This window comes from Allocoleopsis franciscana PCC 7113 (genome assembly GCF_000317515.1).
Lineage (GTDB): Bacteria > Cyanobacteriota > Cyanobacteriia > Cyanobacteriales > Coleofasciculaceae > Allocoleopsis > Allocoleopsis franciscana.
Window position 1 is genome coordinate 4,655,531 of record NC_019738.1, and the last position, 25,208, is coordinate 4,680,738.

Sequence of the window (25,208 nt, forward strand, 5' to 3'; positions counted from 1 at the left end):
CCGATTCTTTTAACCGACTTTGAACTGACCCACTTCTGTTTCTAGGGCTTTCGCTACTTTTAGGAGTTGCTCAAAGGAAGAGGATACAAACGTGGCTTCTTGGGAGGTTTTTTCCGCGATCGCGGCGACGTTGGTCATGGTTTGAGTCACGGCTTGGGAGGCTTGGGACTGAACAACGGTGGCTTGGGTAATGGATGCAACCAAGTCGCTAATCTTGGAACTAACGGTGGTAATTTTGTTCAGACTCTGGCGGGTTTCATCCACGAGTTTGGTTCCCATCACAACCTGCTCAGTACCTGCTTCCATGGCAGCAACCACCTCATTAGTTTCCCCTTGAATCGCAGCCACGAGTTTTTCAATTTCGCTGGTGGCTTCTGCTGATTGCCGTGCGAGCGATCGCACTTCATCCGCAACCACCGCGAAGCCTCGTCCTTCTTCCCCGGCGCGTGCCGCCTCAATACTGGCGTTCAACGCTAGCAGGTTCGTCTGTGCGGCGAAGGTACTAATCAGGTTAACGACGGTAGAAATCTTTTGGGACGATTCACCTAAGTGTTTGACTTTTTTGGCTGTTTCTGCCACTGTTTCTCGAATTGCCAGAATCCCGTCTACTGTACGGTTCATGGCTTGGTCACCTTCTTCCACCGTTTGAGAGGCTTCGACCACAGCGGCTAAGGCTTCTTCTGCGTTGCCCGCCACCAATTGCACCGATTGCGCCATTTCTTGTGCTCGATCTAGAGCCAGTGCAATTTCCTCGGCTTGGCGTAAGGCTTCCGTCGATAGTGATTGAATCGAGGCTTCATTACTACTGGTCGTTTGAGCCACCTGACTGGCGGCTTGTTGCACTTGAAGCACGATTTTCCGCAAGTTACCTACTGTAGCGTTGTAGGAGTCAGCGATTGTACCAATTTCATCCGCTGTTACCTTTGCCCGGATAGTCAGATCCCCTTTACTAATCGGGTCTACTTCCTGGAGCAAGTCTAGAGCACGTCGCTGTAAGCCTTCTTTGAGTTGGCGCTGCTCTTGAGCCAGTTGTTCCGTTTGTTCAAGTAGGAGTACACGGTCGAGGGACAGACCCATCTGAGCCGCTAATTGCTGGAGGAAGTTGATCTCCGAGGATTGCCAAGTATGGGCAGTTTCGCAGTGGTGAGCCATCAGCAACGCATAAGGCCGACCTTCATTGAGAATCGGGACTTCCACACTGGCTCTGATTTCCAGACGTTCCATTACTCTCAACTGCTCTGGCGCAAGATTGGCGTTGAGGATGTTATTTATGGGCTGAATACTACCCTCGATATACGCTTCGAGTTGCTGCTCTGATACAAAAGAGTGATCAATTTTGGTAATCAGGGCACTGGGCCAACCTCTTGCCACCGATTCAGATACGATTTCCCCATCCCCATTGGGGTTGAAGCGATAAATCACAATGCGATCAACGTTCAGGCTTTTACGGGCATCATCCACAACTTCACCGAAGAGATTATTCAATTCCTGCGAACTTAGAGCACGAGAACCCGTCACTTTGGTGAGTAGGAAGGCTCGTTCAGCAGCGAGTGTTTGTTCTTGCACAAACGTCTGTAGCTGTTCCGCCATCACGTTAATGTTCGATCCCAGTTCGGCAATTTCATCTTCCCCTTGAATTTCTAGGCGGGTTTCCAGTTCTCCCTGACCAATTTTGTCCACCGCGCCTGCCGCCGAGAGAATGGGACGTACCGTGCGGTTGGTGACGAAAATCGCGATCGCACTCACCAAGACGGCTGTGATTAAAGTACCAAGCGATACGGCTAGAAGTAATTGTCTCTGGGGTTCAAATGCAAGTCTTGTTGGCTGTGCAATAATGACTTGCCAGGGCAAATCAGGTAAGCCTTCTAGTTTTGTAAACTTGGTAAAGCCGAACAATTTCTCAACCTTCTCCGCCTGATCGTTAAAGATTAAAGTATTAGGTTTGTCAGCAGCTTGCAGTTTAGATAAGCCTGGGAAAATGGGCAGAGGCTCTTTAAATTCCTTACTTTTCTGCGAACCCAGAAAAATTTTGTTGATCGCGGTGTCAATCACATAATATTCGTCTCCACTTGCAGCGAAGTTTTTGCTCAACTCATCTAGACTTTCAACTGGCAAACGGGCGCGGACAATGGCAATTGTTTTACCCGTAACGCTATCTTTTACAGGTGCTGCAATGTTAATCGCAGGTCTTTCAGGATTTGCAGAAACCCTAGGTATGATCGCACTAGTAATGACGGGTTTATCTGTTTTAAGAACGTCTTGAAAATATTCCCGATCACTTTGATTGGGTAAAGGATCGCTTTTAGATTTGAGAATGACATTGCCCTTCAAATCACTTACAGAAATAAGGTCATAGGTTTTATAATTTTCGACGATTTCGTCTAAAGATGCTTCTTTTTCCTCAACAGAAATTTTGTCTCTAAACTCAGCTTTAGTGAGAAAGTTACGCCGAGATATAACTTGAATATCCCCATAACGTTCCCGCATGAAGCGTTTGAGCTTATCTTCCAAACCAGCAGCACGGTCTAATTTGACCGTAGCAATTTGTTCCGTAAACCCTCGGTTTGCAAAATAATAGCCAATTCCACCCGTTACTAGCACTGGGATAGTACCAAGACTAATAGCCAATATTGCGGCTTTGGTTCGCAGGCTGCTCCATTGAAAACCGTGGCGTTTACGGTCTGAGAAAGGCGCTTTGGGAATCAGTAATCCAGGCTCACTTATACCCGTGTTATGAACTGGAAGCGCATGATTACCAGCCGTTCCACCTTCAAGCTGAAGAGTCTTAGAAGAGGGCATACGACCGTTTCCGTTCGTGTCATTTTTAGAAGAATTAGGAGAAATCTGAGTCATGGAACACACCTCGTCAAATATAGGGGGTTTTTGCGGTTAGACGGACTAAAAAGACATGCAAATCCAAAGCTCTATTTGAGCTAGATCCGAAGAAAATATTGGGCTAGATTTTAGATAAAAAACCTAATCTAGAATGACCCTATTTCGTTATTTATTCATCATTCCTCATTTTTGTTAAGTTCATTTAGGCATCGATCCGATAATGGCTTGACCATCTATGACAACTAGCATTTCACCGTTCGGTTTCAACCAGTAACCCCGTAAAAATGGAGCGAGTTCAGGGGTAACCGTGGACGCTGGCGGGGATTGAATCCAATCAGGGTTACACAACTCAATATCTTCTACACGATTCACCACAACGCCTAACATTTGGCTTTTCAATTTATTCGGCGCGGACTGATTGGAATGAGCTTGGAGTACAATTGCTCGATAAATTGAACTACTATTCGCTTGTCGATGCCAGGGAGTAAGTCCTACTAAATGACCTAAATCTATCATCCAAAGAATTTCCCCGCGCCAATTGTAGACACCCATTACCCAGGCAGGCATGTGAAAAATCGGTACAATTTGCCCATTAGGAATTGTCAGTACTTCAGTCAGTTGTTCCATCGGCAATAAGGCAGTTGTATTGGGCATCAGATGAAACCGCAAAAACTGCTGACTGGCTTTTGAGGAAGCTGTTTCTGTAGGTAATAATAGAGAATCTGGAACGGCTAAGGAATCAGACATTAATCCAAGCGGGGGTTAGCGGAGCGAGACAACATTCAAGACGGAGCAAAATTTTGGGTTAAGGAATAATACGAAGTCGCGGCCTGGAAAGGTTAGGCAAGGTCAATCCTGTTGATACCTGTAGATGCCGAACCTACCGAAGAGAGAGGGTATTTTATTTCCCTCTCCCCCTTCATTGCTGGGTTAAAGTAGAAGGTTACCCAAAATTAATCCATATTGTTCAATAAAATTTTTGTAGTTTCTTAGCTTTCCATCATTAGTGATTAAGTGATTAGGAGTTAGGGCACGCTTTCACATTTATCATCACCAATGACTTATGACTCATCACTACCAATTAGAGAACAGAGGAATGATTTCGAGGTGATACTTTAGCTCTTGATTAGTTGTTTAACGGTGCGGACGAATTCGTCTTGATCGACCGGCTTAGCTAAATAAGCATCTGCTCCCTGTTTCATTCCCCAAAATTTATCCATTTCGCCTCCTTTCGTCGAACAAATCACAATGGGGATGTTGCTGGTAGCAGCGGCAGCTTTGATTTCACGACAGACTTCAAATCCACTAGAGCCTGGTAAGACCACATCTAGAATGATGATGTCTGGCTTCTGGTTATTCAGTTTAGCGAGAGCTTCTTCTCCACTGTTAGCGGTCACAACATTGAGACCTCCTTGCTGTAAACAGCGGCTCAGAATTTGCATATCGGTCATGGAATCGTCAACAACTAGAGCTGTACTCATGATAGTTTCCTCAGTAAATAACAACAGAAATTAAGAAAAGATGACTGGCAGGTTAGTCGGTTGGATGTTCAACTTTAAAAGATTCAACGTTCTAACCTTCACCCTTTAACCTCGGATCACCCTGTTTTAAGTGCTTGCGTAGTACGCCTAGCACTATCCCAGCATCTATTGGTTTGCTGAGAAAATCTGATGCGCCAACAAGCTTTGCTCTCACCCGATCAACGATGCCACCATTGCCCGTCAAAATTACGATCGGTGTATCTCGGAAACAAGAAAGCTTGCGTAATTGAGCGCAAATTTCATACCCATTGGCATTCGGCATGACTAAATCTAAAAAGATTAAATCTGGCTTACGGGCTAACAGGATTGCGAACGCCCGCATCGCATCATCCACGCCTAAAAACCGATAGCCGGATGCCACAAGTAGGGATTCCATGGTTTGCCGAACCAAAGGACTGTCATCGACACAGGCAATTAGTGACCCTGTGGATTCTGCTGACGGAAGCGGCGTTTCAGGAATCGGGGTATCAACCGGACTGGGCAGATCTGAGATGCTAATCAGTTCCACTAACTCCCATTGAATGTAGGGTAGGAGTGAACGGGTGACTTGCACAATATCTTGCTTCATCTGCACGGCTAGGTCACGCAAAGTGCGTTGCCCATTCAGCAATTGTGTCAGATTTTGATAAGCCGCTTGTGATGTCCGCTGGCGCAGTTCTTCCGGCTTTTTGATGATGGGTGCAGCGTTGGGAGAATAGTCGGCAATGGTCGGATTACGCCAAACGCGCCAATAGGGCTGAACTTGTGCGATCGCTTCCTGTATATCAATCAATACGAGGGGCTTTGGTAACAAGTCATCTTGATTAATTTGATAAATGACGCGCATCGCTTGCACGAGATCAAACAGAACCTCTGCAATCACTGAGCGAATTATCTTAGTCGCTTGCTCACTCGTGATTTTTTGCTGTGTGACCCATAAACTTAGCAGTTGATATTCCCAGGACAGTCCAGAATCTGTAGCCTTAAGATTCGTCAGATCGCGCTGTAGCGTTGGGCGATAACTCAACCACTGAGGACAGTGAGCATCTAAATTTCTTTGCCACCGTCTGACGGGATGAGTTCCCCCTGTCGCATACATAATGTGACCCAGGTACAAATAAAAAACCCATTGTTCTTCTTTGGAACTGGTGAACACGAGTTGACCGCTAAACCGCAGCCGCTTCAAAGTTTCCAGGAATTGGATTTGCTTCCCAGCACTAAATAAGCTAGCCGAGGCAAGAGGAGGAGATTGTTGAACATTTCTCACTACAGATTCTCCCTAACAAGTTGACGGATAACATCCTTAAAACGAATAGTTTTGAGGTATTTTAATGACTCGAAGACGCACCTCTTCTACATCCTGGCAGCCTTAAAAGAGAACTTTTTCAGCAGAAAATAGAGTGATTTTTTCTCACTACCTTTAAACATGAGAAGTAGGAACGTAACTAACAAAGGATTTCCAGTACCGGGAGCCAGTTTTTGTCTATGTCCGATTGAAGAAGTGAAGTCAAGGGATTGTAGTCCTCTAGATTTAGCTGTTGAGGAAATCTTTTTAGTTCTGGCATCTTTTGTGGAATCCTCAGATTTCTCTGACGGAAAATTTTGAATTCTCTATAGAGTGCTCTGGGCGCTGACCCCTTGTCATCATTATTTGAATTTCTGTCATACGCTCTCGCAATACTTGTATTACAAAAGCTTCTCTACATTTCTATCATTAATGTGTATCAATGTCGATTGAAATTCAGAACTTTATAAATTCTTTTTTTCTTTTGTGAATTGTTTTTAAACTCCTTATCAAAGGAAATTTGACCAATCTCCACTAGAGTAAGGGATTAAACCCTTAACTCGAAAGGCTTTGAGAGGATATGGGGAAAAAGAGTGAGTGTTTAATTGACGAAAGAATAAAAAAATAATTTCTGCTATTCAAAGAAATTCAGCAGAACTAGGCTCGCTATTAAAGCGGGCAATACAAATTAAAAACTTATGAATTAATACTGATACAACTGAAGTTTAAAAAATCGGTATGTAAGATTTTCAGAACTTTATCTCTCTTGTCCGGATAATTTTCAACTCAATTAGAGTGATTGAAGCTTCCTGAAATTATTCTTCGACAAAATTAATAATTTAGAGACACCAAAACAGTCTTAATCCTCATGGCTAGAGGGATGGAACTGATGGGTAAGACGTAATACAACGCCTGACGGCTGCACTTGTAGCCCCTGCTCTCCCTTAAAATAACTGGGGAATCACTCACTGGGGAATTGGGAAGTCGCAACACAGATGGTTCGTACCCCTACTTTAGCGTTCGATCGGGGCACCCTAATTTTGCATCCACCGCCACGGGGGAAAACCTGGGTGGATTATGCGACTTGGGATGACCGAGTGGAGAAGTTTCGCATCCCTGCTATGCACTATCGCCAACTGGTGGAAGCCTTGCAAGCGGAAGGGACTGACTTTAACGATGAGGCTAAGGAATTTTCTCCCTTAGAATTGGTTCCCAGCTTTGAGATGGAACCTTATCCTCATCAGACAGAAGCGCTTTTCGCGTGGAAGCAAGCAGGGCGTCGAGGGGTGGTGGTGCTTCCCACCGCCGCCGGGAAAACCTATTTGGCGCAACTGGCGATGCAGGCAACGCCCCGCACCACATTGATTGTGGTGCCAACCCTAGATTTGATGCACCAGTGGTATGCTCACTTAACCGCCGCTTTTCCGGATGCAGAGGTGGGATTATTGGGGGGCGGTTCGCGGGATAGAACCCCGATTCTGATTTCCACTTACGACAGTGCCACCATCCATGCTGAATCATTGGGCAATCAGTATGCCATGCTGGTTTTTGATGAGTGTCACCACTTACCCACTGACTTCTACCGAGTAATTGCGGAATATGCGATCGCACCTTACCGTTTAGGACTCACTGCCACTCCCGATCGCTCCGATGGGCGTCATGGGGACTTGAAGGGCTTGATTGGGCCAGAAGTCTATCGTAAATCCCCAGAGGACTTGGCGGGGTTTGCCTTGGCGGAACACAAGTTAGTACAGATTAAAGTGAAGCTGTCCCCAAAAGAGCGCGATCGCTATAATACCTGCATCAAACTCCGCAATGAGTTTTTAAGGGAGTCGAAGATTTCCTTGGGCAGTTTGGAGGGTTGGCAAAAGTTTGTCATGGCGAGTGCGCGATCGCAAACGGGACGCAGAGCCATGTTAGCGCATCGGGAAGCCAAAGAAATTGCTTCGGGTACCGATGGCAAACTCAGGATTCTCACTGACTTACTGGCTCAACATTACCCAGAACGGATTCTGGTCTTCACTAACGATAACGCTACCGTCTACCGCATTTCCCAAGACTTGCTGATTCCAGCGATTACCCATCAAACGCCGGTCAAGGAACGCCATGAAATCCTCACTCGTTTTCGGGAGGGGGAGTACAAAACCTTGGTAGCATCCCACGTTCTCAATGAAGGGGTAGATGTCCCAGATGCTCGTGTGGCAATCATATTATCGGGTACAGGTTCCAGTCGGGAATATATTCAGCGCTTGGGTCGAGTATTACGTAAGGGTTCTGAGGGACATAAACTAGCGCTGCTTTATGAAGTTGTGGCAGAAGATACCAGTGAGGAAGGGACATCTCAACGTCGGCATGGTTCCGAAGGGAAGAAGGAACCACAAAGGCACAAAGAACACCGAGTCATTGAGAAGCCGAAGAAACCGAAGTTAAAGCAGGAACAGTTAGAAATTTTTCCGTCTCAACCCATTTACGGGGTGAATCAAAACCAGACTCCGAAAGCGGCTGAGTCACCTGCGAAGTGGGGAGAGGATGAGACACCGGAATTCTAAGTCATAGGTAAGGTGGGTTAGCTCACATCTTGCAGCTACCCACTCACCCGCCAGGGAATTAATTCCCTGGCTCACAGCGAAAGTCCTCTGAAGAGGACTAAAAGCTTACTATACAAGGATTTCAGTCCACTTGAGTGGACTTGAGACTATTAGCCCGGAAATTAATTTCCGGGCGGGTTGGGTAGCTTACTGAGAATGCTGCAAGATGTAAGTTAGGCGAAACCGTAACCCACCCCATGCCTGGTGAGGGCACCCACCTCAATCCTTTACTTGGCTAAAGCATCCTACAAACTCTTCATTAGAGTTCGGTGCGTTTAGCGGTAGCGCTTCACAAAGTAATCATTGTTTAGCACAGATTCACGTTGACGAATCAGCAGTTGAGTAGACTCTTCGTCTTCGCTGTCGCTGTAATCGTTGCGTACATCCTTCAGTCCTAAGTAAGAGAAGTAGGCACCCAGCAATCTGGAATCAATGCGCGGACAGGTGATAGACGTTCCCACCAATCCAGCCAAGGTATTTTGAGCATCAAATCCCTGAAAAACCAAAGCCGCTGTCTCTAGATAACTTTCTTGACTTCCGGTTTTCCATTCGGTAAACAAAAACAACAAGGGACTTAGAGCATTATCCGATTGAGAACTTGCCGCCTGAAGCAATTGGGCTTGCCACTGGGGATAATTTGTCCACTCCATAGGGTAGCCGATTGCCTGGATTTCATCCACCATCTCCCGTAAGGGCAAGGCATGAGGACTTACCAAATGAAAGGCTTGCCCCAAAGAGGCAGACTGTAGCGATAAATGGACAATCGCTTGGCTGACATAATCTACAGGAGTCAGACTCATATTTAAGTCTAAATCCGGCGCACTGCCCAGTTGAGCCAAACCTTTGATCAGTCGGCAGACGAGGTCATTGGTTTGAGAAGCGCCCGTTTTGCTATCTCCAGTAATCATACCGGGTCTGTAGATACAAGTCGGAATGCCTCTGGCATGAGCCGCCTTCATTAACTTTTCACCCACCCATTTGCTCTGGGCATATCCATCAGCGAGACTTTCACCGTAGGCGAGGTCATCGTCTTCAAAGATAGCCTCCATCTCACCATACTCAGGAGATTGGAAGACATCCAAGGTCGAGATGAAATGAACGGGTTTGACTTTGATTTGGCTGGCTAACTTCAGAATTTCCTTCGTACCCAGCACATTTGCCGCTCGCAAGGCAGAGTAGGGATAGATTAAATTAACGAACGCCCCATTGTGATAAATCAGGTCAATCTCAGCCGCTAACTCGCCAAACTGCTGCTCACCGATGCCCAAGCGGGGTTGAGATAAATCCCCAACCACTGGCACAACCCGATTTTCTAGCTTGTCATCGGCAAGTAAATAGCGTTTCAGATTTCTTTTGAGCTTCTGCTTGGCGTCTTCAAGGTTGGCGGAACGAACTAAACAATAAATGGTGGCTGAGGTTTGTTGCAGCAGTTCGTGCAATAAAAACGCACCCAGAAAACCCGTTGCGCCGGTTAAGAAAATCCGTTGAGGCTCAATTCCAGAGTCAACAAAGGGAACTTCTGGGATAATAGACGGTTCCAAGATGGCATCCGCCTGCATCTGTGCAACTGGCGTAGTCCCCCGTGTCGAGGCACATTCGGGAGCTGATGTGGTGTCACTCGCACAGTGTTGTTGTAAGAGAATCGCCTCCGCCAGTGCAGCAACTGTGGGAGATTCAAACAACGTTGCTAAAGGTAACTCGACTTGGAACGTTTCTTTGATCTGAGACAGTAACTGAGCAGTAAGTAGAGAATGTCCCCCCAGTTCAAAGAAGTTATCATGAATACCCACTTGCTCCAGCCCCAAAACCTTTGTCCACATTTGGACTAATTGAGCTTCTACTGGGGATTGAGGAGCAACAAAGGCTTCTTCCAACAAAGACCGCGTTTGGTTTGGTGCCGGTAGTGCCTTGCGATCCACCTTACAGTTGGGGGTTAAGGGCAGGGCATCCAGCATCACGAAGGCAGAGGGCACCATATACTCAGGGAGTTTCTCTTTCAGGAAAGAGCGCAAGTGGGAAACGGATAATCCCTGGGTTTCGATGATATATTCCATGCCTTGATGAATTTGAGCCTGTTGAGTTGGTATGCTCTCAAACTCAATCCCCGCATCCTCTCCATCATGCCAAACCACTCTTCCGTTTAAGCAAAGCTCGTTTGGAACTCCGGGCAGTTGTAACTGTAAGTGGAGACGTTGCCCTGCTTGCCAGATTTCGGGGATAGGGGCAACCAAGCGGATACCCCCACGACCAATATTTTGGGTGATTAACTCTAGGGTGTCACCCGACTCCAATTCCACAAAACAAGTGGTTTGTAGGGGTACGCGAGACTCGACACGGCGCAAATCGCTCACCTCAAATCCATCGGTTTGGATGATCTGCTTAATGCTTTGGCGCAGAATCGCTTCTTCACTCGGTGTCGTCTTAAATAGAATTCCGGCAAGCACCTTCTGCCGCCAAGCGAGGGTTCCTTCCAGGGTGAGTTCGCCTTGAACTCCAGGCAATGGTAAGTGGAGAAGCAGGCGCTGTCCTTCTATCCAGTCGGCTGGCACATTCACCACACAGATGCCACTGGCGGAGAGATCGACGGTGGTAAGTATTACATCCGAGTGATTGTCCCACTCCACCCGACAATGACTCTGAAACGGTACTCGCTCTAAGCTGAGGTCAGCTACGAGATAGGCAACCAGACGCTTGTCTCCTGGCTTGTCTTCTCGTGCAATCACTACGCTTTCTTGTACGGCGGCGTGTTGCCTCAATACCGACTCAATCTCTCCCAACTCAATGCGGAAGCCCCGAATCTTCACCTGATGGTCAATCCGACCTAGACATTCCAGGGTGCCGTCGGGTAAGTAACGTGCTAAATCACCAGTGCGGTAGAGACGAGCTCCCGGTTCCTGGCTAAAGGGGTCAGGTATAAATTTCTCATCCGTCAGTTCCGGTCGGTTGAGGTAACCCCGTGCCAAACCAACTCCACCAATTAGTAATTCTCCCGGTTCTCCTATGGGGACGAGTTTAAGGGGGTCATCCTTTCCGTTTACATCCAGGTCTACGATATAAATTTGGGTATTGGCGATCGGACGACCAATCGGAATTGGGTTGTTTCCAGGCTCGACTTGATGAACCGCAGACCAAATGGTCGTTTCCGTCGGACCGTACATATTCCAAACCGAGCCACTCCTCGAACGGAGTTGATCTGCCAAGTCGCGAGACATGGCTTCCCCACCACAGAGAATTTTGAGTGTAGAAGAACCCTGCCAACCGGCTGAAATTAGCATTCGCCAAGTAGCGGGGGTGGCTTGGATCACAGTGGCATCGGATTGAGCCAGTGCTTCAATCAACTGGACGGCATCTGAGGCGACTTGTCTGGTTACCAAAACAATCTGAGCACCGACAGCTAGGGGTAAGTAGAGTTCTAGCGCCGCAATATCGAAGGAGATTGTGGTAACAGCAAGTAAGATATCTTGATCGCTCAATCCAGGCGCTTGGCTCATGGATGCGAGAAAATTTACCACCCCACGATGGAGAACCTGCACCCCTTTGGGCTTACCAGTAGAGCCGGATGTGTAGATGGTATAAGCCAAGTGGTCTGGGGTGACCCCACTATCGGGGTTTTCTTCACTGTGTTGAGCGATGTTCTGCCACTCGGTTTCCAGGCACACTACCTTGATGGGAGGAAGGGATTGTTCTGGGATTTGATCGTATGCAGTTCGGGCGATCGCTATGCTCTGCTCACGCAGGTTATCAGCTAAGGCGAGGCTATCAGTCAACAGTACGGGAAGTTGGGAATCTTCGATCATCAATGCCAATCGATCCGGAGGGTAGCCTGGATCGAGGGGTACATAGCTACCACCGGCTTTGAGAATGCCCAGAAGTCCAATCACCATTTCTAGCGATCGCTCCATGGCAATTCCCACTAATACTTCCGGTCCCACTTCCAGTGTTTGCAAGTAGTGGGCTAACTGATTGGCACGGCGATTCAGTTCCTGGTAAGTGAGCTCTTGGTCTGCAAAAATAACTGCAATTTTCTCCGGGTTCCGCGCTACCTGAGACTCAAGCAAATGATGAATACATTGATGGGTGGGATAGTCAACTTGTGTGTTATTCCATTCCTGAAGTAATTGCTGCAATTGAACCTGATTTTTCGGTAATAGATGCTCTGCCTGAGTCATAAGCACTAACTCCAATTAATTCGTGATTAGCAATACGAACTTGACCATCTCGTACTACTTTATTCGCTCGACAATCCCAGAAAGATTCCTCTTTAGATAGAGGTATTGATTGGAACAAAGAAATTATGATGCCAATTAATCTCTCTGGTTTTATTATCTGATTTAACTCTGTTCAGAGAATATTTAGAACGAGGAAAAAATCAATAGGCGCACATATCTAGAACCTCAAAAAATGAGGCTTGAGTACATGAACTATTGATACTCCTACTAAACTTTGCTGCTATTGAATTACGTTCTGTTCGGCTAACGTAATAGGCACATTTCTACGCAAATACTAACGCTAACCGTTTTTTTCTATGCTCAGAGAAACAATCACTAACTGTCATTGATAGCTTAATTAGTTCGTCGATGTCAATGTCAATGTTCGATGATTTGCCAAATATTTAAAAAGATCATTGCCCGGTCAAGTTTCTATGAATTATTTTTCTTTCAGAGTTTAATTATCCCCTATGATTGTCATCCATTTCCAAGTTGATTATTCTTTCAACAGAGTTTATTCTGATTCTTGATATGTAGCGGATTGGGAATGATAGATAGGTCAAACTGGCTTCAAAGAGTGTCCATCTTTTAATACACAGCCGTGGCAGAAATGACCCATCTAGCGGGGTGTGACTCATGATAAATAGAGTATCAATATGTAATACGAATCACAATATAAGCTGTAATACCTTTTGATTTTTTTAATCCCATTTGAAGCCTTGAATTGACCGAATGGTGAGGTATTCAAAATTAAAAATCTTTGCATCCAAATAGGTATTAGACTGTAGTACAGGAATCTCACTGAGGCTGTTTCTCACACCAAACTCTATAAACACTGTGACAACAAGAAAGTTTTAACCGACAGATAGTAACCCTCGTGACTCACTCCAGAAATGGGAATCCCCACCCAACTGATGGGCAGGGTGGAGAGACCCGTCATATCCTTAGCGTTTGCATCACAATTAACCGAGATGGGAGTCCAAAAACTCTGCGACCCTCTGCGTGACCCTCTGCAACCTCTGCGTTAAAAAACCTAATATTCCGATGCCAACGATGCGATATCACTCTAGAACCTTTGCACCCATCAACGCACTCGCTTCTTCCGGGGCCTGAGCGACTAATCGATTTTTGCTATATAAAAAGTAGTAAACAGTCGCCCCGACCAGAGCGATCGCAAGACCCAAAAGACCGGGTTGGTAGTCAGGCACAAAGCTACAAGCCACCAAAGCAAAAAGAGCGAGGCTTGCTCCAACACCCGCCCCCACAGTTCCCAATGGGCTTTTGTACGGTCTGGGTAAATCAGGCCGACTGCCCTTGAGCTTAATATAGCTAAGCATGACGAGGACATAGGAAATCAAGGCTCCAAACACAGCCGTATTCAACAGCACCGCATCGACTGACTTGTTACCTCTGTCAATCAAGATGACAAAGATTAAACCGACAACTGTACCGAGAATTAATGCCCTTTTGGGAGTAAACTCTCGACCCGTAACCGACAGCGAGTCTGGTATATATCCGGCACGGGAAAGGGAGAAGAGGATGCGTCCGTAGGCGTAAATTTGTGTCGGCAAGCTAGCCGCTAAGCCAAGAGTGAGAGAAAGCGCTGTAACAATACTACTAGTAGATCCCTTGCCAAAGTAAGCCTCCAACCCATCTCCTAGGGGTATATCTGATTTACCAATCACCTCCGCGCCACCCCCGATACCAGAGTTCAGCACCAGGGTACAAACAGAAAGAACAATCAGGGTAAACATCCCAGATATCAGTGCAGTAGGCATATTTCTACGCACATTATCGGTTTCTTCGCTAGCCAGTGGCAGCATTTCAATCGCCAGGTAAAACCAGATGGCATAAGGCAAGGCAGCAAAAACCCCCTGCCAGCCTTTCGGTAACCAAGTAGCTGATTGTCCGGGATTGGCCGGAATGTTGAACAGGAGTTCTGAGTTGAAAACACCAGCCCCCAGCATACTCAAATAGAACGTGAATAACACCATGATCGCTAACAGCGTCAGGAAAAGACTCACATTCAACGTCAGTTCCAGGCTGTGGATGGTGACCGCCATGAAAATGGAATAGGCGATCAACCACACCATAAAACTGGGTACAAAAGGAATCAAGGGCTTGATGTAGTTGCTCATACTGTAGACCAGTGCAGCCGTCGCCAGTACATACTCAAGAGTGACCACTACACCGCAAATAAAGCCCCAAAAAGGTCCAAAGGCGTTGCGAGTGAACGAGTACAAACCCCCGGAATGGGGGAGTGCGGTGGAAAGTTCCGCGAGAGAGAAGACCATGCACAGATACATGATCGCCATTAAGAAGGTAGCAATCGCTAATCCCCAGAATCCACCTGCCGCTAAACCATAGTTCCAACCATAGAAATCACCGGAGATGACAGCGCCAACCCCTAAACCCCATAACAGGAAGGGGCTAGCACTTCCTCTGAGTTGCCGCCGCCGGAGATAACTCTCATTTACACTTCTGTAAGACATCATCCCTTCAGGCTTTTGCATAGACATTCCTTCCTCTCAACTTTTTACTCCTTAACCCAAGGGCACTCACGGCTAGCAACGTTACAGCACCTCGCCATGAACTAAAGATGCGGCTGAAAACTTAAACCCATTAACACAGGACACAACCTCGATTCAGCCAAGGGAAAGCTGACTTTAGCTGTGACGCCAAACTGGATGTCAGGGTGGACGGATGAGTCATGGGGAGTCTGGTGCCAGAGGGGAGTTCTAGGCACTGAGAACCGCTACATTGACTTTTTCATGACTGTGACACTGAAAACAGGATAAAACTCTCAGTCTCTTGAAACGCTTGAGCAACTTGAGTCAATTTTGCAGTTTTTCTAAGCGGTATTAGTGATTACCAAGGATTACCAATCATCGTGAAAGCACTCCAGTAGTAAGGATGGGACAATTCGCTATTTCCTAGAGAAGCTAGAGTTGGCGGTAAGGGGAAACGACCCGTGCTTATGATCAGGTTTCCTTCCTGCAATCGTACCTCTCCTTTGAGCATCGCTAATTGAGTTCGCCGTAGGGCTTCGGCTTTAATTGGAGCCTGTTTCAATTGGTCGTAAAATTCAGCCATTAAGCCCAATGTTCCTTGGTCACTGACATACCACAAACTCCCCAAAACCGACTTCACCCCAGCTTGCACGGCTAACCCCGCAAATCCCAGTTCTATCTGTTCATCCCCTAAAGCCGTGCGACATGCACTTAAAACTAATAGTTCTACAGGCGGTTTCTTCAATACAAGTTGTCGTAATTGATCGAGGTGCAGTTGGCTATTCCAAAATTGAATATAGGACTTTCTGGGATGACTGATTTTAAACTCAGCATGGGTGGCTAAATGGATAATGCCATAGGAGGCTTCCTGACGAGCCGCTTTAAGATTTTCCAGAGTAAAAGAGTCATTGAGGTAAGATTTTCCCGACCATAACTTGCCGACAATCGTCGATAATTCCACAGGTACAGCGGGTAAGGGGCTTTGCCCCACAAATTGTGAAGCCCCCATAGCTAGAACCGAGGTATTCTTCACACTGACATAGCGAGTATCGGTGAGCGAAAGACTGGGCATTAAGCCGACGCTATATCGTTCGATGATAAAATTTTGACCATCGTGAAGCGCTGCTAAAGGGATGCTGCGTAATCCGGTGTCCATGATGTAAACCAGATTCTTGATGTTCCGCTGTTGTAAATCTTTTTCAAGAGGAGCTGTTAGCCATCGATACATCTGTTGAGCCGGAACAAGGAAGCCTGAACGGTTAGTGCGATCGCTCACTTGGCTGCGAAATTCCTGCGCCATTTGGGCAACTTCAGCTCTCGTTGCATTCACGGAGCGGCGAATGGGATTTCCTTGAGCCGTGATCAGAATCAGTTCCAAGCGCTCTTGCTGCCAAGAGGCAGCGCTAACGTTAGCGTCAGGCGTCAGGGAACGTAACAAATGGGACTGAATTTCTTCTACCCCAGCGCTTCTGTTTTCTCGCTCTGTAGTGGGGACTGGGGTAATCGTCGAGGGAACAAACACCGCATAGATCAGCGCGGGTTTAATACCCGTGGCACTCTCAACTTGGCGTAGTAGGTTACGCGCTTGGGAGAGAGTAACGGGACGAGTCTTACCCAATCCCAGCCCTTGGGCAAACTCGTCGCTCAAGGATTGATCAATCGGCAAAGCCCCTAAGTCATTATCGGGCAGCAGTGGAAGTTTCTCTAGCTCTGCTTGTACTAGAAGCTGCCCAATCGGATTGATGGTTTGTTTAGAAGTAGGAGGAGTGGAGGGTGGTTGAACAGGAGTGAGGAATGGAGTCGATACCGTGGGAACGGGAGTCGGTAAAACAGCAGGTGGATTCGGTAAAACAGCAGGTGGAGTTGGTAAAACAGCAGGTGGAGTCGGCAAAATAGCGGGTGGAGTCGGCAAAATAGCGGGTGGGTTAACACTAATAATCCGAATATTGCCTTGCGTATAGGTGAAGGGAAAGGAGGCAAGCGGCGCAATGGTGAACTCGCCACTCGTCAGTGTTCCCGCTGTACCGTTCACGGTGGCATTCCCCACATCAAAGGGAATAATTCCCCCGCCTCCATGTCGAATGGTGATATCACCGCCACGATTCCCGCCTAGGGTAGAAATACTAACCAATTCCCCATTGGCAGCCTTAAAGGTACTGGTGGCTCTGAATAGACTGTCGGTGGTGATATCCACACTACCCCCCTGGGTACCTCCCTGGGCATTAATTGAACTCACTTGAACAGCACCGGAAGGGACAAAGAGGACATTGCCACCTTGTCCAAATGCCCCACTAGTATTGATTTGACCCGCTGTAATTTGAGTCTGGGCGTTCAGCGTGATGTTGCCACCATCGGTCAGTCCCGATGCGTTGAGGTTTCCGGTGGTAATGGCTCCGTTATCACTTTTCAGGGTAATATTCCCACCTTGAGTGGTAGAAGAGCTGGAGTTCAGTGTCCCCGCACTCGTATTAATATTGCCCAAGAAACTGGTTAGGGTAATGGCTCGACCCGGATTGATGATATCGCCCGTGGTAATGCCTTGGTTAGCGAACAGGCTAATTGTGGCGTTGTTCGTTCCCGTTAAGGTAAACCCGCTGGTGTTGATTGAACCGTTGCCAACGGGCGATCGCAAGATCACTGGGGCATTAAATGTCGTATTCCCAGCTAAGATAATCGCACCACTCCCCGATGCACTGCCGATGGTGATACTGTTAAACCCAGGCTGTAAGGCGGCGAGATCACGAGCGATTAAATCCAACGTAGTCAAGCTAGTATCGACACTCCCTCCCAGTACGATCGCGCGATCGGGAGTAAATGGCTGAAGTATTAAATTGCCCGTTCCCGACACCGCTTGGAGAAAGTCAATGCCGTTGGCATTCAAGGTAAGATTATTTATCCCGGCGGCTAGAATGCTGTTAAATACCAGCCATCTAGGAGTATTAATCGTAGTGTTGCCAATCAGGGTGACGGGATTGTTGAATCTGTAGCCATTGAGAAAGGTATAGTCGCCAGCTAGCTGAATCAGCCCAGTGCTATTCAGGGTTAAGTTGCCTAGGGGTACACGCTGACCAATCCCATTAAAAGTAATGGTGCCATTGCCGGAATTTACAATTAAGTTTTGCGCCCCAGTTGTCGTCCCATCCAGTGAGCCATTGAAAGTGATGTTGCCGTTAGATGCTGGCCCGGTTGAATTCAGGGTAACCGTGGGCTGATTGAGGGTGACATTGCCCGTCAAGTTGATACTGCCACCGCTTTGGCTACGGCTGGAAGTATTGATGGTGCTGCCACTGAAGCTAATATTGCCACTACCCGCATTTAGGGTTACATTAGCACCGTTGCCGCTGCTGCCCTGATTCGCTTGAGAACTTGCGTTAATCCCAACAGCACCACTAATGCTAATATCACCACCTGCATTCAGGGCGATCGCTCCGGCATTACCCGCGTTGCCCGAAATTGCACCCCCCAGTGCTTGGCTGACAATTCCCTCGAAAGGCGTATTGACACGAATATTGCCCTGAGGAGCATTGATCGTCAGATTCCCAGCATTACCCGCATCCCCAATTCCATTCAAATTATCCACCAGTGCGGGCAGGAACAGCAGATTGGTGGTAATGTCGCCCTCTGTAGTTGTCAGACTGATATTCCCCGCATTACCCGTCCTTAAGCCAAAACCATTGGTTTGAGAGCGAGTATCGATCACATCAGCCGCAATGCCCTTACCCGCATTCAAAATCACGTTCCCGCCATTACCGGGAGAAGCCGTAGAGTTCCTTGATGTCTGCGAGTCAGCTTCAATCGTCCCCGTGATGTTAATCAGCCCAGAGGCGTTGACCGTAATATTACCACCATTGCCAGAGCTACCCGTTGGCGGTTCAGAGTCAGCCCTGAGACTTACGGCATTGACATCGCCATTGGTGGCAGTGATGTTGATATTACCCGCAGGGTTGCCCACCCCATCATTGGTGAAAGTGGCGATGGTTCCAGCGGTAACACTCGCGCCGGAAATCGTGATATTTCTCCCCGCTGCTGTGATGGATTGGGTTTGATCCATCGAAAAAGACCCAACTTGATTGTTATCAGCATCGGCCTTCAACGTAATTGTCCCACCCGGACTGGCAAAGTTGAGTGACAAACCAGGGGCGATAGTAATGTTATTCGTTGCCTCTAGAATAATATTGCCCGTCTGAGCGGCAAGGACACCAGCGGAGAGGGTGAAGTCCACCGCCCCCCCATCATCCGCGAATATTGCCCCAGCAGGGTCGTTGGCATTCGGAACATTGGCGTTGAGTTGGTTATCGTTGGCACCGGTAGGGACAATGGTGATATTGGTTGGGTCGAACAGAATTGTGCCACTTACCCCTTGAGTTGCACCCACATCCACCTGTCCCTGAAATGCCAAATCTTGCTTACCCGAAATTTCGACAAAGCCCCCATTCCCGGAATGGGCACCGCCACGGGCTGTCACCTGACCGGCAAAACCGGTTAATTGGTCTGCCCAGGCGATCACACGACCGCCATTGCCGTGAAGTAAGGCATCAGCCTGGATGCTGGAATCAGCACTGATGAAGGTGCGAGAGGCATTGGGTACAGTGCCTAACCCTTGGAAATCACCGCCAACTCTCACGGTGCCACCTCCATGAGTGCCAGAGGCGTTGAGGTTGGCACTGATCACACCAACTTTGTTACCGAAAACATTGATCGAACCACCCACTCCTGATGGTGAACTCCCTTGGGTTACAGGGGATGAAGTATTGAGGGTACCAGACGCGATCGCACTGCCCAAGTCTGTTGGAATAGTTGTCCCAGAATGGCTTAGCTGTACTGCGCCTGTTGGGGAAACACTCAGTCCTGTCTCTAGGCTTGCTGGTACTCCCGTGAGTAGAGTGGGTAAATTGAGAGGTGTAATTGAGAGTAACTGCCCAGCCTGATTTCTAGGTGCTTCAATCTCCAAACTCAGCAAATGTCCAGTTTGGCTAATCCGAACCCGATTTTCACCGGGGACAGCGGCAAGTGTAATCGTTCCAGATGGTGCCGTTAGTTGCCCGGTATTGATTACGGTGCCACCCAGTAAGGTTAAATGCTGTCTAGGGGAAACCGTGAGATTTCCTGCATTGATCACGCTTCCAGGTTGAACAGAGTCAAAGGCAAACTGACTGGGAGTACCGATTAAGCTGGGGTAATCATTCCCGCCCACAGCGTTAAACCAATTCTTCTCACTAAATCCAATACCCGTAGCTGTAGTCGCGATGAAGTCAGAGGGTACATTCAAACTTGCCTGAACACCAAAAACAATCCCGGCTGGGTTGAGCAAATATAAGTTAGAATTTCCTCCCGTGACTTGAATTAGACCATTAATGATAGAAGGGTTACCTCCGACAACCCGCCCCAGAATATTCTGAATAGAAGGTTGTGAGAGAAAATTAGCAATCTGACCTTCTTGGAGTCCAAATTGCTCAAAACTGTGGAAAAGATTGCTCCCATCTTGAGAAAGGGAACCGCCCTGGATATTCAATTGATTCTCGTCAGGAGTGATAATGGTGCCAGTCCCATCGCCTGCGGACACAATCCCTTGGGCGTGCAGGGTCTTTTCAGAGACAGCAGCAGTCCAGCCGAATACGGCAAGTGTTACGAGAACTTTTTTCATCGTTTAAATCGCTGCACCCAAATTTTAGAGAACTAGCGACATTAAGCCTTCAGCCCCCTTTATAATACTTGCGTTTCTTATACAATTCTTTCTTTTAAGAGATTGACAAAATAAGTCTGATTGATGATACCCAAGTTTGCTCTAAGCTGAATCTTTGCTCTTCTATCGGTAGAGAGAGATTGATATTTTCATGTTTTCGTTGAGAAGCTTCTTCGGTCGAATGCAGGCTATAAAAGGTTTGCACATCCAGAATGAATGAAAATCTTTCTGACCCTAGTGCAGCGCGGCGAAAATACCCCACTCGTCCAAAAAGGTTAAAAAGCTTACTGTACAAACGTTCTTCCCTCTTGCCTCCTGCCTGATCTCTACTCCTACGGAGAACGCTACGCGAACGGCCTTCTTGCACTAGTTTTTATGATGAGTCCCTATTTTGAACCCTTCATGATATGAGAGGAATAATACTTGCTTCGATTACTGTCACAGCCTGGGTATTGGGAATCCGTCATTTCGGCGGATTGCAACCCGTCGAAGTGGCAGCATTTGACCTGATGGTGCGGCTGCGTCCCGATTTCCGCTGTCCATCCCCAACTTAATCATTGCGGGCACTCGGCGTTGCCTCGATATATCCCGCTTGCTTTGAAGTTGGGGACTTCCGCGATTCCGTTAAAAAAACAGTTCACTGAGCCATCGCCCCAAACTTAACCCTGACAAACAGGTTCCCGCCATAATCATAAAAGTATGGGACTTACTAAAAGACTTAATTAATTCCTTCCTCGCCTTAGAGACAGCCCCTACAATAAACCCAGCAATAGCGCCAGCCACAGCCCAAGTCCAAAGAGCACCTCCAGCCAGAAAGGCAAACCCCACCCCAACAGCTACCCATACCACGCCCCCAACGACAACTCCAGCCAACGCCTCAAACACAAACCAAGCCCAAGCCCAAGCCCAAGCCCAAGCAATCACCACAACCACAATAAAAAACTTGCCCGCGCTCATCGCCAACGCAACACGTCCAGCCACTGAGCCAAACACAAACCACGTTATAGCCCCAGTTCCAGAAAAAACAGCTATCGTGATGGCACTTCCCAAGCGTCCACGCGGCAAAGTAAAAGCCACATGTCGAGATATCGCCCAAAGAACGAACCAAGCCACAGCCCCAGCCATGCCAGCCCCAGCCACAGCCCCAGCCAGCCCTGTTCCAGCCTTAGCCACAACCACAAGCCCAACCCAAGCCATAGGCACAATCCCAACCCAAGCCTCAACCCATACAAAAGGCATGAGTTTTGCCCAAGAACCAATGGCTTCAGCTAACACAAAAGCCACAGCAAAAGCTATAGCCCACAACGGGGTATTGACGAAAAAGAAGCCTGCTGTGGCATAGCCTAAGAAGCTGCTCAAGAGTTCACTCTCAGGAAGAGATCTGCGTTTCATAGCTGACCGTGTTACCTATCTCAAAAGAATAAAGCTCATCAGCCGAAAGGTCTGTCTATGGTAGTTCAGATATTGCAAAGGGTAAGTAGGTTAGTAACACTTTAGAGATGTTTGCATCCAAGTTGCCTATATTCGACTTCAACACAATTAAGAACGAATAGCACCCTCTACACACAATCTCGATTCGATACTTCTCCATCTGGCATAATGGTTTGACAAATCAGCGCACACCTCATGTTGGCTCCCCCTAAATTGGCATCACTCAGGTTGGCACCGAACAAGTTAGCACTTCTCAAATTGGTCGCCATCAAGTTGGCTCCTGTCAAATCAGCTCCACTTAGGTTAGCACTCCTCAAGTTGGCACCAAATAAGTTAGCTTCTCTTAGATAAGCGTGATATAAGTCAGCTTCTCTTAAAAGGGCACTATTTAGATAAGCATGATACAGATCGGCATACCCCAAAAGCGCCCCACTCAGGTTGGCATGATATAAGTCAGCTCCGCTCAGGTTGGCACCGTTGAGAATCGCACCGTTGAGAATCGCACCCCGCAGTACAGCACCACAGAGTACGGCACGATTCAGAAAGGCATTACTGAGGAGCGCACTGCTCAAAACAGCTCGATTCAAGACAGCTCGATTCAGGACAGCTCGACTCAGAATGGCACCTCCCAAGTTGGCATCACTCAAATCAGCACGAGCCAGGTTGGCATCAAACAAATCGGCACCCCTGAAATCGGCACCCCTGAGATCGGTATCGCTCAGATTAATCCCTTCTAAATTAGGAAAATCAAAAGATCTTTCTCCTGCCGCATAACGCTCCAAAAGCTCGATAGCATTCATATATTTGTTTTGAGGAGTTGACTCTAACTGAATTGTTCCAAAATCCAGTCCCAAACCTAAATGGGCGTTATTGTTGCTCTAGGAGTTAGCATCCAATTCCCCGCATCTGTCGCTGGATGCTGGGATTATAAAGGGCGATCGCGTCTGGGAATTGCTTTTTTTAGTTGAAATTCAACTGGATTAGAATCATTGACTCTAATATAGAATTGCTAACTTTCCTAAAAGTCAGGTTTAAAATTTAAATTTACAATCGTTAGTTTACTTCTTTTTAGTAATCACCAGAACGTCTCTGTATATAGATAGAATCAATAAATAACCATGAATACTTTAATGAAAGCGATAGATTATGCAACTATCAATCTAGATCAATTGATGGCTGCTCTATCTCAACATTTACTACTAGTGGGAATGCCAATGGCAATTGGTTTAGGGCTGGGTTTACCCTTAGGGTTTCTCAGTTCGCGATCGCGCTCAGCCTCAACGATATTAATTAACAGCTTTAATGCTTTACGGGTAATTCCCAGTTTGGCTATTTTATTTGTTGCCATTCCCTATTTTGGACTCACCTTTACTTCTGCCGCGATCGCACTCACGCTTTTGGTCATGCCTCCCATTTTGATCAGTACAGATGTTGCGTTTCGCAGTATCGAACCCACCGTTCAAGAAGCCGCCAAAGGCATGGGAATGACACCCCGACAAGTGATACAACAAGTAGAAATTCCTCTCGCCTTACCTGTAATGATCGCTGGCATCAAAACGGCAACCGTAGAAGTGATCGCTAGCGCAACACTTGCTGCTTTTATTGGTGCTGGGGGGTTAGGTAGCTTTATTGTGCTGGGCTTTGCCCTTTATGACAAGGCCATTCTTCTGGTTGGAGCAATTCCTGTGGCTTTATTAGCACTCATAGCAGAGGTGAGTTTGAGTGTTCTACAACGATCGCTACAGCCACCTACAGCCAAGTCGCTGATTGTCCAAAATGCATCTGAGAAGCGCTATATCAATTTGACATAGACGCGATCGCACCGCTTTGTCTCCACGCCCGTTGCGGGTTGATAACCACTAGTTTCGTATAACTTGACACCTTCTTTAAGCACACTAGCTGTTTCAATCCAAATTTCCTGGAAGCCTCGATCTGCGATCGCTTTTTCCAACTGCTGTAACAAATATTTCCCCAAGCCTTGCCCCCGCACAGACGCAGATAGATACATTTTGCGAATCTCTACCGCCTGATTTCCTCGCTGGATCGGGTAGTAAGCACCAGTTCCTACTAGTTGCCCTTGTTGTTCCACCACCCAAAACTCTCCCCCTACAGCAGTGTAAAAGGCTTCTACATCTAAAACATCTCGATCAGCCCCAGTAGGCTCCCAAGGCAAGCCATATTCGGTAAGGGCATCCCTGATAATGGCGGCGGCTTTCTCGCGATCGCGAGGCTCCCAGGCACGAATCACAAAGTTTTTGTAGGACATTTCCTGTCGTATTTCAGCATACGGGTTGGGGTTGTCTGTGTCACTGATGGGCATATCAAAGACGATTTCAAATTTTGAAGCTGGCATGAACCGATGCAAAACTCTCTTGTGATCTTCTGCATCCTGACGATTATAAAAGCGGGCGACGGTGTAGTGCTTAGCATCAGGTAAAATACATGCAATCGCCCAAGGACGACTACTATCTTCTGTTAATTGGATTCGTTGTTTACTCATGACACCCTTTTGGAAATGCTATTTAGAGGAAAGGCGATTACCTTGCACGGGCAAACGTGGGCAATCGCCAATGCTCGTAATCCAGTGAAACCAATACAAATCTCAGATGATTTCCGTCTAGGCATCACCTCCTTGAACAATGCAGTTGCTAACCCGCACCAAAGCACAGGCACTACCTCAGAAGGAGTCCCGATAGATATCTATGCGACTGCTTAAATGAGACACTTTTAGGAAAGACCAGTCAGCTTGCTCTCTTAAGAAGTTGGTGAAACTGGCTAGTCTTTTTTGCTTACAACCAACACTTTAGTGTTGATTTGCTTTTGTGTCAACACTAAAGTGTTGAAAATCGATGTGCTATGAATTCAGACCGTTCAGAAACCAATTCAGCAGAAATTACCTTGAAAACCCTCAGAGAAGGTCGAGGGATAACTCAAGGAGAACTGGGGAGTAAGTTAGGTCTGAGCTATCGAGCGATCGCAGAATGGGAAAGTGGTAGAAAACTCCCGCGTTTTGATAATGCAGTTGCCTTAGCGCGTGAGTTAGGCGTTTCGCTCAAAGTTCTGGCTCAGGCGATGCAAATCGACGTTGAGGGCGTGCGGGATGATGAACTGCAAAAGGAATGGCCTTTACAGGGAGATAGTTGAGGTG

General features: G+C 47.3%; 14 protein-coding genes and 1 pseudogene. 5 read left to right on the forward strand and 10 right to left on the reverse strand.

Translation table 11 applies throughout. The features are described from left to right. Positions 1-9: 9 nt before the first annotated feature. The 4 genes from MIC7113_RS19275 to MIC7113_RS19290 form a co-directional block, all read right to left on the reverse strand. Positions 10-2,853, reverse strand: a complete 2,844-nt coding sequence (locus MIC7113_RS19275) for a methyl-accepting chemotaxis protein (protein WP_015183846.1) — start codon at positions 2,851-2,853, stop codon at positions 10-12. Positions 2,854-3,033: 180 nt separating this feature from the next. After that, entirely contained in the window at positions 3,034-3,582 is a 549-nt protein-coding gene (locus MIC7113_RS19280; protein WP_015183847.1) for a chemotaxis protein CheW, read from the reverse strand. A 368-nt stretch (positions 3,583-3,950) separates the two neighbouring features. Next, positions 3,951-4,316: a response regulator transcription factor gene (locus MIC7113_RS19285; RefSeq protein WP_015183848.1), complete on the reverse strand. Its 366-nt coding sequence runs from the start codon at positions 4,314-4,316 to the stop codon at positions 3,951-3,953. Positions 4,317-4,407: 91 nt separating this feature from the next. Further along, a complete protein-coding gene (locus MIC7113_RS19290; RefSeq protein WP_015183849.1) occupies positions 4,408-5,622 on the reverse strand; it encodes a response regulator in 1,215 nt (404 codons plus the stop codon). Positions 5,623-6,635: 1,013 nt separating this feature from the next. Between MIC7113_RS19290 and MIC7113_RS19295 the strand changes: the two genes are divergently transcribed. Beyond that, a complete protein-coding gene (locus tag MIC7113_RS19295; RefSeq protein WP_015183850.1) occupies positions 6,636-8,189 on the forward strand; it encodes a DEAD/DEAH box helicase family protein in 1,554 nt (517 codons plus the stop codon). Between the two features lie 314 nt (positions 8,190-8,503). Here the strand turns inward: MIC7113_RS19295 and MIC7113_RS33590 are convergent. From MIC7113_RS33590 to MIC7113_RS33595, 3 genes and pseudogenes are all read right to left on the reverse strand, one after another. Then, positions 8,504-12,379, reverse strand: a pseudogene (locus MIC7113_RS33590) (amino acid adenylation domain-containing protein); the annotation flags it as partial. A 1,118-nt stretch (positions 12,380-13,497) separates the two neighbouring features. Then, a complete protein-coding gene (locus MIC7113_RS19310; RefSeq protein WP_015183852.1) occupies positions 13,498-14,949 on the reverse strand; it encodes an amino acid permease in 1,452 nt (483 codons plus the stop codon). Positions 14,950-15,304: 355 nt separating this feature from the next. Beyond that, positions 15,305-20,590, reverse strand: a complete 5,286-nt coding sequence (locus tag MIC7113_RS33595) for a CHAT domain-containing protein (protein WP_015183853.1) — start codon at positions 20,588-20,590, stop codon at positions 15,305-15,307. 446 nt (positions 20,591-21,036) lie between these two features. On the opposite strand from MIC7113_RS33595, the gene MIC7113_RS36630 reads away from it, so the two are divergent. Next, the gene (locus MIC7113_RS36630; RefSeq protein WP_155898049.1) at positions 21,037-21,183 is read left to right on the forward strand and encodes a hypothetical protein; all 147 of its coding nucleotides are present in this window, start codon (positions 21,037-21,039) and stop codon (positions 21,181-21,183) included. Between the two features lie 70 nt (positions 21,184-21,253). Here MIC7113_RS36630 and MIC7113_RS36635 read toward each other — a convergent pair whose 3' ends face one another. Further along, a complete protein-coding gene (locus tag MIC7113_RS36635; protein WP_015183854.1) occupies positions 21,254-22,021 on the reverse strand; it encodes a hypothetical protein in 768 nt (255 codons plus the stop codon). Between the two features lie 167 nt (positions 22,022-22,188). Then, complete coding sequence (locus tag MIC7113_RS19325; protein ID WP_015183855.1) at positions 22,189-22,860, reverse strand: pentapeptide repeat-containing protein; 672 nt, start codon at positions 22,858-22,860, stop codon at positions 22,189-22,191. 318 nt (positions 22,861-23,178) lie between these two features. On the opposite strand from MIC7113_RS19325, the gene MIC7113_RS19330 reads away from it, so the two are divergent. Continuing rightward, the gene (locus MIC7113_RS19330) at positions 23,179-23,871 is read left to right on the forward strand and encodes an ABC transporter permease (RefSeq protein ID WP_015183856.1); all 693 of its coding nucleotides are present in this window, start codon (positions 23,179-23,181) and stop codon (positions 23,869-23,871) included. On the opposite strand, the gene MIC7113_RS19335 is transcribed toward MIC7113_RS19330, so the two are convergent. Then, entirely contained in the window at positions 23,853-24,326 is a 474-nt protein-coding gene (locus MIC7113_RS19335) for a GNAT family N-acetyltransferase (RefSeq protein WP_041781031.1), read from the reverse strand. The two genes, MIC7113_RS19330 and MIC7113_RS19335, sit on opposite strands and share 19 nt — an antisense overlap. A gap of 249 nt (positions 24,327-24,575) precedes the next feature. On the opposite strand from MIC7113_RS19335, the gene MIC7113_RS36640 reads away from it, so the two are divergent. After that, a complete protein-coding gene (locus MIC7113_RS36640) occupies positions 24,576-24,776 on the forward strand; it encodes a hypothetical protein (protein WP_155898050.1) in 201 nt (66 codons plus the stop codon). Between the two features lie 140 nt (positions 24,777-24,916). Beyond that, on the forward strand, positions 24,917-25,204 hold the full coding sequence (locus MIC7113_RS19340; protein WP_015183858.1) for a helix-turn-helix transcriptional regulator: 288 nt from the start codon (positions 24,917-24,919) through the stop codon (positions 25,202-25,204). Positions 25,205-25,208: the final 4 nt, after the last annotated feature.

What these genes read in the sequence shown, in the direction of transcription:
- MIC7113_RS19275 (WP_015183846.1), bottom strand. Translation starts at nt 2,853, where the DNA reads ATGACTCAGATTTCTCCTAATTCTTCTAAAAATGACACGAACGGAAAC.
- MIC7113_RS19280 (WP_015183847.1), bottom strand. Translation starts at nt 3,582, where the DNA reads ATGTCTGATTCCTTAGCCGTTCCAGATTCTCTATTATTACCTACAGAA.
- MIC7113_RS19285 (WP_015183848.1), bottom strand. Translation starts at nt 4,316, where the DNA reads ATGAGTACAGCTCTAGTTGTTGACGATTCCATGACCGATATGCAAATT.
- MIC7113_RS19295 (WP_015183850.1), top strand. Translation starts at nt 6,636, where the DNA reads ATGGTTCGTACCCCTACTTTAGCGTTCGATCGGGGCACCCTAATTTTG.
- MIC7113_RS19310 (WP_015183852.1), bottom strand. Translation starts at nt 14,949, where the DNA reads ATGCAAAAGCCTGAAGGGATGATGTCTTACAGAAGTGTAAATGAGAGT.
- MIC7113_RS33595 (WP_015183853.1), bottom strand. Translation starts at nt 20,590, where the DNA reads ATGAAAAAAGTTCTCGTAACACTTGCCGTATTCGGCTGGACTGCTGCT.
- MIC7113_RS36630 (WP_155898049.1), top strand. Translation starts at nt 21,037, where the DNA reads ATGAGAGGAATAATACTTGCTTCGATTACTGTCACAGCCTGGGTATTG.
- MIC7113_RS36635 (WP_015183854.1), bottom strand. Translation starts at nt 22,021, where the DNA reads ATGAAACGCAGATCTCTTCCTGAGAGTGAACTCTTGAGCAGCTTCTTA.
- MIC7113_RS19325 (WP_015183855.1), bottom strand. Translation starts at nt 22,860, where the DNA reads ATGAATGCTATCGAGCTTTTGGAGCGTTATGCGGCAGGAGAAAGATCT.
- MIC7113_RS19330 (WP_015183856.1), top strand. Translation starts at nt 23,179, where the DNA reads ATGAATACTTTAATGAAAGCGATAGATTATGCAACTATCAATCTAGAT.
- MIC7113_RS19335 (WP_041781031.1), bottom strand. Translation starts at nt 24,326, where the DNA reads ATGTCCTACAAAAACTTTGTGATTCGTGCCTGGGAGCCTCGCGATCGC.
- MIC7113_RS36640 (WP_155898050.1), top strand. Translation starts at nt 24,576, where the DNA reads ATGCTATTTAGAGGAAAGGCGATTACCTTGCACGGGCAAACGTGGGCA.
- MIC7113_RS19340 (WP_015183858.1), top strand. Translation starts at nt 24,917, where the DNA reads ATGAATTCAGACCGTTCAGAAACCAATTCAGCAGAAATTACCTTGAAA.